This window comes from Paracoccus beibuensis (genome assembly GCF_026162625.1).
Classification (GTDB): domain Bacteria; phylum Pseudomonadota; class Alphaproteobacteria; order Rhodobacterales; family Rhodobacteraceae; genus Paracoccus; species Paracoccus beibuensis.
In genome coordinates, this window is record NZ_JAOTBD010000005.1 from 20,408 (window position 1) to 33,846 (window position 13,439).

Sequence of the window (13,439 nt, forward strand, 5' to 3'; positions counted from 1 at the left end):
CGCGCCTTGGCAGGTTCAGGTGATCTCCGCCAGGAAGATATAGCCAGCGCCATAGATCGTCTTGATCAGGCGCGGGTTCTTCGGGTCCTCGCCCAGCTTCGTGCGCAACCGAGAGATGCGGACGTCCATCGCGCGGTCGAAGCTGTCGCCTGCCGCGCCGCCCAGTGTCTCCAGCATCTGGGCGCGGGTGATCAGGCGGCGCGGGTTGTCCGTGAACATCCGCAGCACCTCGGCTTCCGCGTGGCTGAGCGGGGTCTCGGCGCCGTCCGGCGCTGTCAGCAGATAGCGGTCGAAGTCGGCGGTCCAGCCGGCGAAGCGTACCGACTGGGCGCGTGTGGCCGTTCCCGCGGCAGGACGGCGCAGCCGGGCGCGGATGCGGGCCACGACCTCGGCAGGCTCGAACGGCTTGATGATATAGTCGTCGGCGCCCAGTTCCAGCCCCGTCACCCGGTCCTGCACCTGAGCCCGCCCCGAGATGATGATGATCGCCGCCCCGGACTCGGTCGCCAGACGATGCACCAGCGCCAAGCCGTCGCGGTCCGGCAGGCCCAGGTCGATCAGGCAGGCGTCGGGTGTGATCCGGCGCAGGGCGGCCTCGAATTCGGTGGCGCGAGCGAAGCCTTGGGTGCGAAAGCCCGCCTGCTCCAGCGCGGCCGACAGCAGCCGTCGGATCTCTGGCTCGTCGTCCAGGATGGCGATCAGGGGTGCATCGGTCATGAAGTCTCCCTCGTGGCCTCGTCCAGCGCCGCCGCCAGGCGGGCGGGCGTGAAGGGCTTGGTCAGCACCGGAACCGTTGCCCGGTCCCGCAGGCGCGCGCCCGGCGGCAGCGACGTCATCAGCACCACGGGCAGCGCCGTCCCCAGGTCCAGCCCCAGCCCGTCACCCAGTTGGATGTCCGACAGGATCAGGCCCAATCCCGGCAGGTCGGTCAGGGCGCGCGCCTCGGCCAGGCTCGACGCCTCGATGACCGCATGTCCAAGGCCGGTCAGCTGGTCCCGGACCTGGGCACGGATCAGGTCGTCATCCTCGACCAGCAGCACCATCCGCCGGGTGACCGGCCGCCAGGGCAGGCGCAGCGTCACTTGCGCGCCGGTGGGTCCGTTCGTCAAGCGAAGCGTGCCGCCAACCATCTTGGTCTCGTCATAGACCATTGACAGCCCGAGCCCCGAGCCCTGGCCCTTCTTGGTGGTGAAGAAGGGCTCGGTCGCGCGCGACAGTGCCTCCGGCGAAAAGCCGGGGCCGGTGTCGCCGACAACCAGTTCCAGCCAATCGCCGCTTCGGCGCGCATCAAGGGTGATCAGGCCGGGCGGCGGCGTCGCCGCATCGGCATTCAGGATCAGGTTCAGCAGCGAATCCTGCAACGCGCCGGGGTCCAGCAGCAGCGGCGCTTCTGGCAGGTCGATGCGAAGGTCGAGGACGTTTCCCTCAGCCAGCGACGGCCGCGCCAGCACCGCCAGCTCGGCCAGCAGCGCGGGCAGGTCTGTGGGCTCCAGCGCTGCCTCGCGTCCGCCGCTGATGCGCGCCAGCCGGTCCAGAAGCGCGGCCCCTCGGCGCGCGGCCGCCAGCGTAGCGTGCACGTCCTCGGCCGCCTCGGCGTCCAGATCGCGGGCGGCCAGCCGCGCCTGCAGGCCCAGGATGATCGTCAGCAGGTTGCCGAAGTCATGCGCCATCCCCGAGGTCAGTTGCGCCGCCAGGTTGCGCTTGGCCGCATGGGCCAGCGCCTCGCGCGCCTGCACCTCGGCCGATACGTCGGTCGACAGGACATAGACCCCGTTGCCGTCGCGGTCCGGCGTCAGCGCGATCCGGATGCGCCGCCCCGAGGACGGGTGCGTGATCTCGAACACCTGCGGATCGCCGGCCAGCGCCCGCGCCACCCAGGGCTGCAGCGCCGCACAGGTCGGCGCGCCGAGCGCCTCGTGCAGGGTCATGCCGACGATGTTGTCGGCTGCGCCCGGAAAGACCACCGGCAAGCGGCGGTTCGAGAAGGTATAGCGAAACTGCGCGTCCATGTGCGCGATATGGGCCGGGACCATCTCGGTCACCTGCCGGGTGCGCGCCTCGGTCCGGGTGAGGACGCGCTGCGCTTCTTGCAGGGCGGCATTGGTCGCGGCCAGTTCCCGGTTTGCCGCCGCCAGGCTTTCGGCGTTCAGCAGCACCTGTTCGGACAACGCGTCCGATCGGGCGCGCAGCAGCGCCTCCTGCTGCTTGATGCGGGTGATGTCGGTATAGACCGTGACCCAGCCCCCCTGGCTCAGCGGCGCGCCCTCGACCGCGATCCACTGGCCGTTGGCGCGTTCTCGTTCGAAGTAGTGCGGCTGGAACGTGCGCGCCTGATCCACCCGCAGGGCCACGGCGGCATCCGTGTCGTCCTGGGCGCCGTATTCACCGCGCAGCACCAGGTAGCGGATCGTATCCTCGAAGCTGGCACCCGGCTGGGTCAGCGCGTCCGGCAGGTCGAACATCGACTGGTACTGCGTGTTGGCTACCGCAAGGCGCAGGTCGGCGTCGAAGATCGACAGCGCCTGGCCGATCAGGTTCAGCCCCGACCGCGTCAGGTCTGCACGGATTTCGGCCCGCGTCAGCAGGCCGGTGTCGGGTGCGGAATGGGCCATGGGTGTCTCCTCCGCAATCAGGGTTAGCACCGGCGCGCAATCTGCGGAAGCGCTGTAACATTTGGTTGGAATCCGGACAAACTGGCGCAAGGATTGGTGCCGAAGGTGAAGCGGTCATCGGGGCGGAGGAGGTCCCGGCGACCAAAGCTAAGAAACGCCATGTACCTGGGGAGGAAACATGACGGACCGGCAGCCGCCTGCGGGCGATTTGCGATCTGTTCCCGCGCTTCTGGCGCGGAACGTGGCCCGCTTCGGCAATCGGCCGGCTTATCGCGAGAAAGAGTACGGGATCTGGCAAAGCTGGACCTGGGCGCAGGCGGCCGCCGAGATCCGGGCGCTGGCGCTTGGGTTCCTGGCGCTTGGGGTGAAGCCCGGCGATCACGTTGCGATCATCGGGCGCAACCGTCCGGCGCATTACTGGGGCATGATTGCCGCGCAGATGTGCGGCGCGGTTCCCGTCCCGCTCTATCAGGACGCGGTGGCCGAGGAGATGGCCTACGTGCTGGACCATTGCGGCGCGCGCTTCATCCTCTGCGGCGATCAGGAGCAGGTGGACAAGGTGCTGGAAGTCGAGCGGGCAACCGGCGCGCTGGCCCAGATCATCTATACCGACAAGCGGGGCATGCGGAAATACGACCATTCCCGCATGAACGCGCTGGCCGACGTGCAGGCCGAAGGGCGGGCGGCCGCGCAGCGGCTTGGGCCGCAGCTGGACGCGCTGATCGCGGGCCTCGACTACGACAGCAACTGCGTGATGCTCTATACCAGCGGCACGACGGGCAAGCCCAAGGGTGTCGTCCTGTCCAACCGCAACATCATCGAGACCGCGAAGAACACCGCAGAATTCGACCGCCTCGACCAGCGGGAAGAGATCGTGGCATATCTGCCTATGGCTTGGGTGGGCGATTTCATCTTCTCGATGGGCCAGGCGATGTGGTCGGGCTTCACCGTGAACTGCCCCGAGGGCGCGCACACGATGATGACCGACATGCGCGAGATCGGGCCCACCTATTTCTTCGCGCCGCCGCGCGTCTTCGAAGGCCAGCTGACCTCCGTGATGATCCGCATTGAAGATGCGGGCCGGGTGAAGCGCTGGCTGTTCAGGAAGGGCATGGAGATCGCCCGCCGCACCGGCCCCGCACTGCTGGACGGCAAGCCCGTGTCCTTCGGCGAGCGCATCGCCTATGGGGTTGGCAAGATTTTCGTCTTTGGGCCGCTGAAGAACACGCTGGGCCTGTCGCGGGTGCGCGTGGGCTATACGGCGGGCGAGGCCATCGGGCCCGAGATCTTCGACTTCTACCGCAGCCTCGGCATCAACCTGAAGCAGCTCTACGGCCAGACCGAGGCGTCGGTCTTCATCACCCAGCAGCCCGACGGCCAGGTGCGGTCCGACACGGTGGGTGTGCCCAGCCCTGGGGTCGAGGTGCGGATCGGCGAGAACGGAGAGGTCTATTACCGCAGCCCCGGCACCTTCGTGGAATATTACAAGAATGCCGAAAGCACGGCCTCGACCAAGGACCCGCAGGGCTGGGTCGCCACCGGCGATGCGGGCTTCTTCGAGGAGGCGACCGGCCACCTGCGCATCATCGACCGGGCCAAGGATGTCGGAAAGATGGCCGATGGGCGGATGTTCGCGCCCAAGTATGTCGAGAACAAGCTGAAGTTCTATCCCAACATCCTGGAAGCCGTCGTGATCGGGAACGGCCGCGACTATTGCACCGCGATGATCAACATCGACCTGTCGGCGGTCGGCAATTGGGCGGAACGCAACAACATCTCCTATGGCAGCTATCAGGAGCTTGCGGGTCATCCGCAGGTCTATGCCACCATCAGGGAACATGTCGAGGCCGTGAACCGGTCCGTGGCAGAGGACCCGATGCTGTCTGGATGCCAGGTCCACCGCTTCCTGGTCCTGCACAAGGAGCTGGACCCCGACGACGGAGAGATGACCCGCACCCGTAAGGTCCGCCGGGCCGTCATCAACGACAAGTTCGCCGACCTGGTCGCCGCGCTCTATGACGGGTCGTCCAGCATCCACACCCGGACCGAGGTGACCTACGAGGACGGCCGCAAGGGCCAGATCAGCGCGACGCTGCGGATCGAGGACGTGCGCGTCTTCGGCGGCGCGACCCAGCAGAAGGTGGCCGCCGAATGATGCAGGCACATGAGGGATACGTGACTGACGACGGCCGCCAGATCGGCGGCACGGTGATGGAGCTGAAGAACATCACCCTGCGCTTCGGCGGCGTGGTGGCCATCAAGGACATCAGCTTCGACATCCGCCAAGGCGAGATCCGCGCGATCATCGGCCCGAACGGGGCCGGCAAGTCGTCGATGCTGAACGTCATCTCGGGCTTCTACCATCCGCAGGAGGGCGAGGTCTGGTTCAAGGGCTATCGCCGCGGCCCCATGAAGCCCTACCAGGTCGCGCGCTTGGGCATCGCGCGGACCTTCCAGAACATCGCCCTGTTCGACGGGATGTCGGTGCTGGACAACATCATGACCGGTCGGCTGAACAAGATGAAGGCGGGCTTCCTGTCGCAGGCCATGTGGTGGAGCACGGCCGAGCGCGAGGAGAACGAGAACCGCGAGGCGGTCGAGAAGATCATCGACTTTCTGGAAATCCAGAACATCCGCAAGACGCCGGTGGGCCGGCTGCCTTACGGCCTGAAGAAGCGGGTCGAGCTGGCCCGCGCCTTGGCCGCCGAACCGCAGCTGCTGCTTCTGGACGAGCCGATGGCGGGCATGAACGTCGAGGAAAAGGAGGACATGTCGCGCTTCATCCTCGACGTGAACGACGAATTCGGCACCACGATCTGCCTGATCGAACACGACATGGGTGTCGTCATGGACCTGTCCGACCGCGTGGTCGTGATGGATTACGGCAGGAAGATCGGCGACGGCACGCCGGATCAGGTGCGCAACAACCAGGACGTCATCGACGCCTATCTGGGGGTGGCCCATGACTGACAGGCCCATGACCGACAGGAAGGGGACCAACTGATGGACCAGCTGATTTTCGGGGCCGAGGTGTTTCTGAACGGCCTGATGACCGGTGTCATGTATTCGCTGGTGGCCTTAGGCTTCGTGCTGATCTTCAAGGCATCGGGCGTCTTCAACTATGCCCAAGGGGTGCTGGCGCTGTTCGCGGCGCTGACGCTGGTCGGCATTCAGCAGGGGCAGGTGCCCTTTGCGCATCTGATCAACGCGGCCTTCGGCACCAGCCTGCACCATTTCGGCTGGACCGTGCCGTCAATCCTGGCCATCGCGCTGACGGTGCTGGTGATGGTCGTTCTGGCATTCCTGATCGAGAAGCTGGTCCTGCAGCACCTTGTCGGGCAGGAGCCGATCATCCTCTTCATGGCGACCATCGGCCTGGCGTATTTCCTGGAAGGTCTGGGCGACGTCATGTGGGGCGCCGACATCAAGACGCTGGACGTGGGCCTGCCGCAGGGCATCTCGGACGGTATCGAATCCATCACCGCCGGCTGGTTCGGCTATGGTTTCTTCATCGACCGGCTGGACATCTGGGCCACGGTCATCGCGGCGCTTCTGGTCGCGGCGCTGGTGGCCTTTTCGCAATACACCAAGCAGGGGCGCGCCATGCGGGCCGTGGCCGATGACCACCAGGCGGCGCTGTCGGTGGGGATCAGCCTGCGCTTCATCTGGGTCATGGTCTGGTCCATTGCCGGCTTCGTGGCGCTGGTCGCGGGCATCATGTGGGGCACCAAGTCGGGAGTCCAGTTCAGCCTGTCGCTGATCGCGCTCAAGGCGCTGCCGGTGCTGATGCTGGGCGGCTTCACCTCGATCCCTGGCGCGATCGTCGGCGGCCTGATCATCGGCGTGGGCGAGAAGATGTTCGAATTCATCGTGGGTCCCATGGTCGGCGGCGCGACCGAGACATGGTTCGCCTATGTCCTGGCGCTGATCTTCCTCGTGTTCCGTCCGCAGGGCCTCTTTGGCGAACGCATCATCGAGAGGGTGTGACCGTGCTTCATCTTCCGTCTGAACATATCGCGGGCGTGCGCATGGCCGCCACGACCCGGAAAGGAGAGCGGGCATGATCTATCGTGAGGCGGGCGACTTCAAGACCAGCTACCGCGACGACAGCCAGACCTTTCCGATCCGGCTAGACCGGTGGGGATACTATGCGATCCTGGCGGTGGCCTTCGGGATCATCCCCTTCGTCATCAACGACTATTGGGCCAACGCGGTGCTGGTGCCGTTCCTGATCTACGCGATCGCGGCCCTCGGGCTGAACATCCTGACCGGCTATGCGGGTCAGGTCAGCCTGGGGACCGGTGGCTTCATGGCGGTGGGCGCCTATGCGGTCTACAAGCTGATGACGGCGTTCCCCGACATCAGCATCCTGATCCACATCCTGCTGGCGGGGGGCGTCACGGCGGTGGTCGGCGTTCTCTTCGGGCTGCCCTCGCTGCGGATCAAGGGCTTCTACCTTGCGGTGGCGACGCTGGCCGCCCAGTTCTTCCTGATCTGGCTCTTCAACAAGGTGCCGTGGTTCTACAACTACTCGGCCTCAGGGCAGATCACCGCGCCCGAACGCACCGTGCTGGGCCACGCGGTCACCGGACCCGCGACCAGCGCGCCCGCCAAGTACCTCGTCTGCCTGGTGATGGCCTTCCTGCTGGCCTGGCTGGCACGGAACCTGACGCGGGGGATGCTGGGGCGCAAGTGGATGGCCATCCGCGACATGGACATCGCGGCCGAGATCATCGGCGTCGATCCGCTGCGCGCGAAACTGTCGGCCTTCGCGGTCAGCAGCTTCTTCATCGGCATCGCGGGCGCGCTTCTGTTCGCGGTCTACCTGGGCGCGGCCGAGGCGGGCGAGGCCTTCGGCATCAACAAGAGCTTCCTCGTCCTTTTCATGATCATCATCGGCGGGCTTGGCAGCATCTTCGGCAGCTTCGCGGGCGCGGCCTTCATGGTGCTGATGCCGGTCCTGCTGAAGAACCTGCTGGTCGGCACCCTCGGCTGGCCCACCGATCTTGCCGCACATATCGAGCTGATGATCGTCGGGGGCCTGATCGTCGCCTTCCTGATCGTGGAACCTCACGGGCTGGCGCGCCTGTGGCGGCTGACGAAGGAAAAGCTGCGACTCTGGCCGTTCCCGCACTGACACAACGACCGGGCAACCGGCGCATTCCATCTTTGGGAGGAGATACGGATGAAAACGAAACTGACCGCGCTGGTGGTGGCGGGGATCATGGCGGGCGCGCCCGCGATGGCGGACCTGGTGGTTCCGAACCTCAGCTATCGCACCGGGCCCTATGGCGCCAACGGCACGCAATATGCCGACGGGTTCAACGATTACTTCACGCTTCTGAACGAACGCGACGGCGGCATCGGCGGCGAGATGATTAAGGTCCCGGAATGCGAAACCGCCTACAACACCGAAAAGGGTGTCGAGTGCTATGAGGCGACCAAGGACAGCGGCGCGCTGGTCTATAACCCGCTGTCGACCGGGATCACATATCAGCTGATCCCGAAGGTCAGCGTGGACAAGAAGGTCCTCTATACCCCCGGCTATGGCCGCACCTCGGCCAAGAACGGCGAGGTGTTCGAATGGATATTCAACGCGCCCGCGAACTATTGGGACGGCGCGTCGGTCGCGATCAAGCACCTGCTGGACGAAAATGGCGGCAGCCTGGAAGGCAAGAAGATCGCGCTGGTCTATCACAACAGCGCCTATGGCAAGGAGCCGATCCGCACATTGCAGGAGCTGGCCGAAAAGCACGGCTTCACCCTGTCCGAGATCCCGGTCGAGGCACCCGGCCAGGAGCAGGGCAGCCAGTGGCTGCAGATCCGCCGCGACCGGCCCGACTATGTCATCATGTATGGCTGGGGCGTCATGAACCAGGTCGCCATCCAGGAGGCCGCGAACATCCGCTTCCCGATGGAGAACCTGATCGGAATCTGGTGGGCCGGGTCCGAGATCGACGTCGAGCCTGCGGGCGCGGGGGCCGATGGTTACAAGTCGGTGACCTTCAACGGCGTGGGCCAAGACTATCCGCTCTATGACGACCTTCAGCAGTACGTGATCGACCCGGGCAAGGCCAGCCAGGGCGGCCAGCATGTCGGTTCCGCCGTCTATTCGCGCGGCATGTACGCAGCCGTCGTCATCGCCGAGGCGATCCGCACGGCGCAGGAGATGTCCGGCACTTCGGACATCACGCCCGAGCAGCTGCGCGAGGGGTTCGAGAACCTCGACATCACGCAGGAACGGCTGGTCGAGATCGGTCTGCCAGACTTCGGTCCCCCGATCCAGCTGAGCTGTTCCAACCACGGCGGCAGCGGCATGGCACGTATCCAGCAGTGGGACGCGGACGAGGGCAAGTGGAACCTGATCACCGAGTTCACCGAGCCCGACCAGGAGGTCGTGCAGCCGCTGATCGAGGAAGACAGCCAGGCCTATGCGACCGAGGCCGGCATCACGCCGCGCGACTGCTGACGCCACGCGACGACCCCGGCGGCCGGTCCGCCGGGGTTCCAACAAGGGGGACCGCCATGTTCGACGCCGACCGGACCGAGACGCTTCTGGACGTCAACAATATCGAGGTGATCTATAATCACGTCATCCTGGTCCTGAAGGGCGTCAGCCTGACCGTGCCCAAGGGCGGCATCACCGCGCTTCTGGGGGGCAACGGGGCGGGTAAGACGACGACGCTGAAGGCCATCTCGAACCTGCTGGCCAGCGAGCGGGGCGAGGTGACCAAGGGCACGATCACCTACCGCGGCGAAAACGTCGCCGACCTGAACCCCGCCACGCTGGTCCAGCGCGGCGTCATCCAGGTCATGGAGGGCCGCCACTGCTTCGAGCACCTGACGGTGGAGGAGAACCTGCTGACCGGCGCCTATACCCGTCGGGATGGGTCTGCGGCGATCAAGCGCGATTTGGAGATGGTCTATGACTATTTCCCCCGCCTGCGCGAGCGCCGGAAAAGTCAGGCCGGCTATACTTCGGGTGGGGAACAGCAGATGGTCGCGATGGGCCGCGCGCTGATGTCGCGCCCCGAGATGATCCTGCTGGACGAGCCGTCGATGGGCCTGGCCCCACAGCTGGTCGAGCAGATCTTCGAGATCGTGAAGGCCGTGAACGAGGGCGAGGGCGTGACCTTCCTTCTGGCCGAGCAGAACACCAACGTGGCGCTGCGCTATGCCCACAAGGGTTATATCCTGGAAAACGGCCGTGTGGTGATGGACGGGCCCGCTGCGCAACTGCGCGAGAATCCGGACGTCAAGGAATTCTACCTGGGCATGTCGGACGAAGGGCGAAAGTCCTTTCGTGACGTGCGCAGCTATCGCCGCCGCAAGCGCTGGCTGGCCTGAGGAACGCAACATGGCTGCATTTTACGACGATCTGGAAACCCGCGACGACGATATGCGGGCCGAGGCGCTGGCCCATGCCCTGCCCGCCGCCATCTCTCGTGCCAGGACTGCCCCGGCGCTGGCGCGGCTGTTGCGCGACGTGGACCCGGCCAGCATCATCGACCGCAGCGCGCTGGCCCGGCTGCCCGTGATCCGCAAGGCCGAGCTGTCCGAGGCGCAGCGACGCTCGCCACCGTTCGGCGGCTACACGACGCGGCTGGCGACCGAATTCGACCATGTCTTCCAGAGCCCCGGCCCGATTTACGAGCCCGGCCGCCGTGACGGCGACTGGTGGCGGCTGGGGCGATTCCTGCACGCGTCGGGCGTGGGCCGTGGCGACATCGTTCAGAACTGCTTCGGCTATCACCTGACACCTGCCGGGATGATGTTCGAATCGGGCGCGCGGGCCGTGGATGCCGCCGTCCTGCCCGCCGGCACGGGGCAGACCGAGCTGCAGGTCCGTGCCGCCGTCGATATCGGCACGACCTGCTATGCGGGCACGCCCGACTTCCTCAAGGTCATCCTGGACCGCGCCGACGAGATGGAAGAGCAGCTGTCCTTCACCCGTGCCGTCGTCGGCGGCGGCGCGCTGTTTCCGTCGCTGCGCCAGCTTTACGCCGACCGCGGGATCGTGACGCGGCAATGCTATGCGACCGCCGATCTGGGCAATATCGCCTATGAGACCGACGCGGTGGACGGAATGGTGGTCGACGAAGGCGTCATTGTCGAGATCGTGCGTCCCGGGACCGGCGATCCGGTTCCCGATGGCGAGGTTGGCGAGGTTTTGGTGACCACGCTGAACCCAGACTATCCTCTGGTGCGATTTGCGACAGGCGATCTGTCGGCGGTGCTGCCTGGCACCAGCCCCTGCGGCCGAACGAACATGCGGATCAAGGGCTGGATGGGGCGGGCCGACCAGACCACCAAGATCAAGGGCATGTTCGTGCGCCCCGAACAGGTCGCGGCGCTGGTCGCGCGCCACCCCGAGATCGCGCGCGCCCGCGTCATCGCCGACCGCGAGGGCGAAATGGACGTGATGACCGTGCAGCTGGAAACCATCGCGGACGGCGGCGGCTACGCGGCCTCGGTCATGGACACGCTGAAGCTGCGCGCCGAAGTCCAGGTGGTTCCCGTCGGCAGCCTGCCCAACGACGGCAAGGTGATCGAGGACCGCCGCCGCTACGATTGAACCTCAATGCGCGGCATTTGATCCGTTAACTTGTTTGAAACCTTAGTTTCCGCGACGTTGACGCCTGGCTGGAACAAGAGGTGTCATCATGGCTGCGGGCAAGGGGTTGAACGGTCCCTCGATCATCATCAAGCGGATTGAGGTCGCAGGCGAAGGCGGCCATCACGGCGGTGCCTGGAAGGTTGCCTATGCGGACTTCGTTACCGCGATGATGGCCTTTTTCCTGCTGATGTGGCTGCTGAACGCCACGAACGAGGAACAGCGCAAGGGGCTGGCCGACTATTTCACGCCCAGCATGATCCGAACGCCCGGGTCGGAGGGCGACGGGCAGGACAAGGGCGTGCGCCACGCGATCGAGGCGCCGCTGCCCGACAGCGAGAAAGCGGGCGACTTCGACCAGGTGGCGAAGGCCGTGCAGGACAGCCTGACCGGTACGGGCGCCGAATCGATGCAGCTGACGAACCTGCTGAAGCACGTCGTCACGCGCATGACCGATGAGGGCCTGGTGATCGAGCTGAACGACCTGACCGACGCACCGCTGTTCGTCGAGGACACGGCCCAGCCCCAGTCCGCTCTTTCCGAGTTGTCGCGCATCATCGCCAATGTCATCGGCCGCACGCGCAACCAGGTCGCGATCTCGGGCCATGTGCGCGCCTATCCCGAAACGCTGGTCTCCTCGCCCGTCTGGCCGCTGTCGGATGCCCGGGCGCATGCCCTGCGCAACCTCTTGGAAGCCGCCGACTTCGATCCGGACCGCATCCAGCGCGTCAGCGGCTATGCCGACCGCAAGAACCGCCAAGGCAATCCCATGGACCCGCGCAACAACCGGTTGGAGCTGATTTTACTGAGATAGCCTTGGCGATTAGGCGAATCTTAAGCCTTGTCGGACAGGGTGACGGACAAGACCGAAATCAGAAAGGTGTCTGTCCATGTCCATCTCCTCTGCGATGAATGCCGGCGTCGCCGGCCTGTCCGCGAACTCCTCTCGGCTCGGCACGATCTCGGACAATATCGCGAACGCCTCGACTTTCGGCTACAAGCGCGTCGAGACGGAGTTCGACTCGATGATCGTCGGATCGGGGCGCGGATTGTACACGGCGGGCGGCGTGCGGACCTCGACGCAGCGGGTGGTCACGCAGGACGGCGCCGTCGTCACCACCACCCACCCGCTGGACCTTGCGATGACCGGGCGGGGCATGCTGCCGGTCACCACCCTGGCCAATGTCACCGCAGGTGGCGATGCGGAACTGCTGATGACGCGCACCGGGTCGTTCCGGCCGGATGCCAATGGCATCCTGCGCACCGAAAGCGGTCTGGTCCTGATGGGATGGCCGACGGCATCGGACGGCAGCATGCCGCTGGTTCCCCGTGACACCCCCGGCGCGCTGCAGCCCATCAAGGTCGAGACGAACCGCCCCGTCGGCGATCCGACCACCCGGGTGCAGATCGGCGCCAACCTGCCCGCGACCGAGACGGCGACAGCGGCCGACGGCACGTCGATCCCGGTCAAGATCGAATACTTCGGCAATCTCGGCACCTCGGAATCGCTGGATGTCACCTTCACCCCCGTCGTCGGTGGGGCCGGGATGTCGAACGAATGGCAGGTCCAGATCCGCGACACGGCCTCGGGCGGGGCGGTCGTCGGCACGTTCAACGTCGTCTTCGACGACACGCAGGCGCTTGGCGGCAGCATTGCGACCGTCACGCCGGGCGCTGGAACCAGCTATGATGCCGCCACGGGAACGATCCCACTGACCGTCGGCGGGGGCGAGCTGGAGCTGTTCATCGGCAGCCCCGGCGGCTTTACCGGCCTGAAGCAGCTTGCCGCGCCCTTCTCGCCATCGGGGATCACACGCAACGGTTCGCCCGCAGGCCAACTCGTCAGCGTCGAGATCGACAATGCGGGTCTGGTCAACGCCACCTATGACACGGGCTTTATCAAGACGCTCTTTCGCGTGCCGGTCGTTGACGTGTCGAACCCGAACGGGCTCATTGCGACCGAGGGGCAGGCCTTCAAGCCGTCGCGCGAATCGGGCAGCTTCTACCTGTGGGACGCCGGATCGGGCCCGACGGGCGATATCGCCGCCTATGCGCGCGAGGCCTCGACCACCGACATCGCGCAAGAGCTGACGCACCTGATCACCACCCAACGCGCCTATTCCTCGAACGCGAAGATCATCCAAACGGTCGACGAGATGTTGCAGGAAACCACCAACATTAAGCGCTGACCGGCCGGCGCGCCGCCGCATCCT

At 65.8% G+C, this 13,439-nt stretch carries 11 protein-coding genes; 9 read left to right on the forward strand and 2 right to left on the reverse strand.

Annotated features, from left to right (window positions below; genetic code table 11):
* Positions 1 to 15: 15 nt before the first annotated feature.
* Together OC159_RS05100 and OC159_RS05105 are read right to left on the reverse strand one after the other, a co-directional pair.
* On the reverse strand, positions 16 to 717 hold the full coding sequence (locus OC159_RS05100; protein ID WP_265500074.1) for a response regulator transcription factor: 702 nt from the start codon (positions 715 to 717) through the stop codon (positions 16 to 18).
* The gene (locus OC159_RS05105; protein ID WP_265500075.1) at positions 714 to 2,612 is read right to left on the reverse strand and encodes a PAS-domain containing protein; all 1,899 of its coding nucleotides are present in this window, start codon (positions 2,610 to 2,612) and stop codon (positions 714 to 716) included. The genes OC159_RS05100 and OC159_RS05105 overlap by 4 nt, the downstream gene beginning before the upstream one ends.
* Positions 2,613 to 2,790: 178 nt before the next feature.
* Here OC159_RS05105 and OC159_RS05110 point away from each other — a divergent pair, with 178 nt between their 5' ends.
* The 9 genes from OC159_RS05110 to OC159_RS05150 all read left to right on the forward strand — a co-directional run bounded on the left by OC159_RS05110 (position 2,791) and on the right by OC159_RS05150 (position 13,415).
* Positions 2,791 to 4,767, forward strand: coding sequence for an AMP-binding protein (locus tag OC159_RS05110; protein WP_265500076.1), 1,977 nt, complete (start codon positions 2,791 to 2,793; stop codon positions 4,765 to 4,767).
* A complete protein-coding gene (locus tag OC159_RS05115) occupies positions 4,764 to 5,582 on the forward strand; it encodes an ABC transporter ATP-binding protein (protein ID WP_265500077.1) in 819 nt (272 codons plus the stop codon). Before OC159_RS05110 ends, OC159_RS05115 begins: the two co-directional genes overlap by 4 nt.
* Before the next feature lie 30 nt (positions 5,583 to 5,612).
* Entirely contained in the window at positions 5,613 to 6,599 is a 987-nt protein-coding gene (locus tag OC159_RS05120) for a branched-chain amino acid ABC transporter permease (protein WP_265500221.1), read from the forward strand.
* A 73-nt stretch (positions 6,600 to 6,672) separates the two neighbouring features.
* Positions 6,673 to 7,749 carry a branched-chain amino acid ABC transporter permease gene (locus OC159_RS05125; protein ID WP_265500078.1) on the forward strand — a complete coding sequence of 359 codons (1,077 nt, stop codon included), beginning with the start codon at positions 6,673 to 6,675 and terminating at the stop codon, positions 7,747 to 7,749.
* A 48-nt stretch (positions 7,750 to 7,797) separates the two neighbouring features.
* Positions 7,798 to 9,081: an ABC transporter substrate-binding protein gene (locus OC159_RS05130; protein WP_265500079.1), complete on the forward strand. Its 1,284-nt coding sequence runs from the start codon at positions 7,798 to 7,800 to the stop codon at positions 9,079 to 9,081.
* 56 nt (positions 9,082 to 9,137) lie between these two features.
* Entirely contained in the window at positions 9,138 to 9,959 is an 822-nt protein-coding gene (locus tag OC159_RS05135) for an ABC transporter ATP-binding protein (protein WP_265500080.1), read from the forward strand.
* A gap of 10 nt (positions 9,960 to 9,969) precedes the next feature.
* The gene (locus OC159_RS05140) at positions 9,970 to 11,187 is read left to right on the forward strand and encodes a phenylacetate--CoA ligase family protein (RefSeq protein ID WP_265500081.1); all 1,218 of its coding nucleotides are present in this window, start codon (positions 9,970 to 9,972) and stop codon (positions 11,185 to 11,187) included.
* Positions 11,188 to 11,275: 88 nt separating this feature from the next.
* Complete coding sequence (locus OC159_RS05145; RefSeq protein WP_265500082.1) at positions 11,276 to 12,040, forward strand: flagellar motor protein MotB; 765 nt, start codon at positions 11,276 to 11,278, stop codon at positions 12,038 to 12,040.
* A gap of 76 nt (positions 12,041 to 12,116) precedes the next feature.
* Positions 12,117 to 13,415, forward strand: a complete 1,299-nt coding sequence (locus OC159_RS05150; protein WP_265500083.1) for a flagellar hook protein FlgE — start codon at positions 12,117 to 12,119, stop codon at positions 13,413 to 13,415.
* Positions 13,416 to 13,439 lie beyond the last annotated feature (24 nt).

Excerpts from the sequence above, each read along its gene's own strand:
- OC159_RS05100 (WP_265500074.1), bottom strand. The coding sequence starts at position 717 with ATGACCGATGCACCCCTGATCGCCATCCTGGACGACGAGCCAGAGATC.
- OC159_RS05105 (WP_265500075.1), bottom strand. The coding sequence starts at position 2,612 with ATGGCCCATTCCGCACCCGACACCGGCCTGCTGACGCGGGCCGAAATC.
- OC159_RS05110 (WP_265500076.1), top strand. The coding sequence starts at position 2,791 with ATGACGGACCGGCAGCCGCCTGCGGGCGATTTGCGATCTGTTCCCGCG.
- OC159_RS05115 (WP_265500077.1), top strand. The coding sequence starts at position 4,764 with ATGATGCAGGCACATGAGGGATACGTGACTGACGACGGCCGCCAGATC.
- OC159_RS05125 (WP_265500078.1), top strand. The coding sequence starts at position 6,673 with ATGATCTATCGTGAGGCGGGCGACTTCAAGACCAGCTACCGCGACGAC.
- OC159_RS05130 (WP_265500079.1), top strand. The coding sequence starts at position 7,798 with ATGAAAACGAAACTGACCGCGCTGGTGGTGGCGGGGATCATGGCGGGC.
- OC159_RS05135 (WP_265500080.1), top strand. The coding sequence starts at position 9,138 with ATGTTCGACGCCGACCGGACCGAGACGCTTCTGGACGTCAACAATATC.
- OC159_RS05140 (WP_265500081.1), top strand. The coding sequence starts at position 9,970 with ATGGCTGCATTTTACGACGATCTGGAAACCCGCGACGACGATATGCGG.
- OC159_RS05145 (WP_265500082.1), top strand. The coding sequence starts at position 11,276 with ATGGCTGCGGGCAAGGGGTTGAACGGTCCCTCGATCATCATCAAGCGG.
- OC159_RS05150 (WP_265500083.1), top strand. The coding sequence starts at position 12,117 with ATGTCCATCTCCTCTGCGATGAATGCCGGCGTCGCCGGCCTGTCCGCG.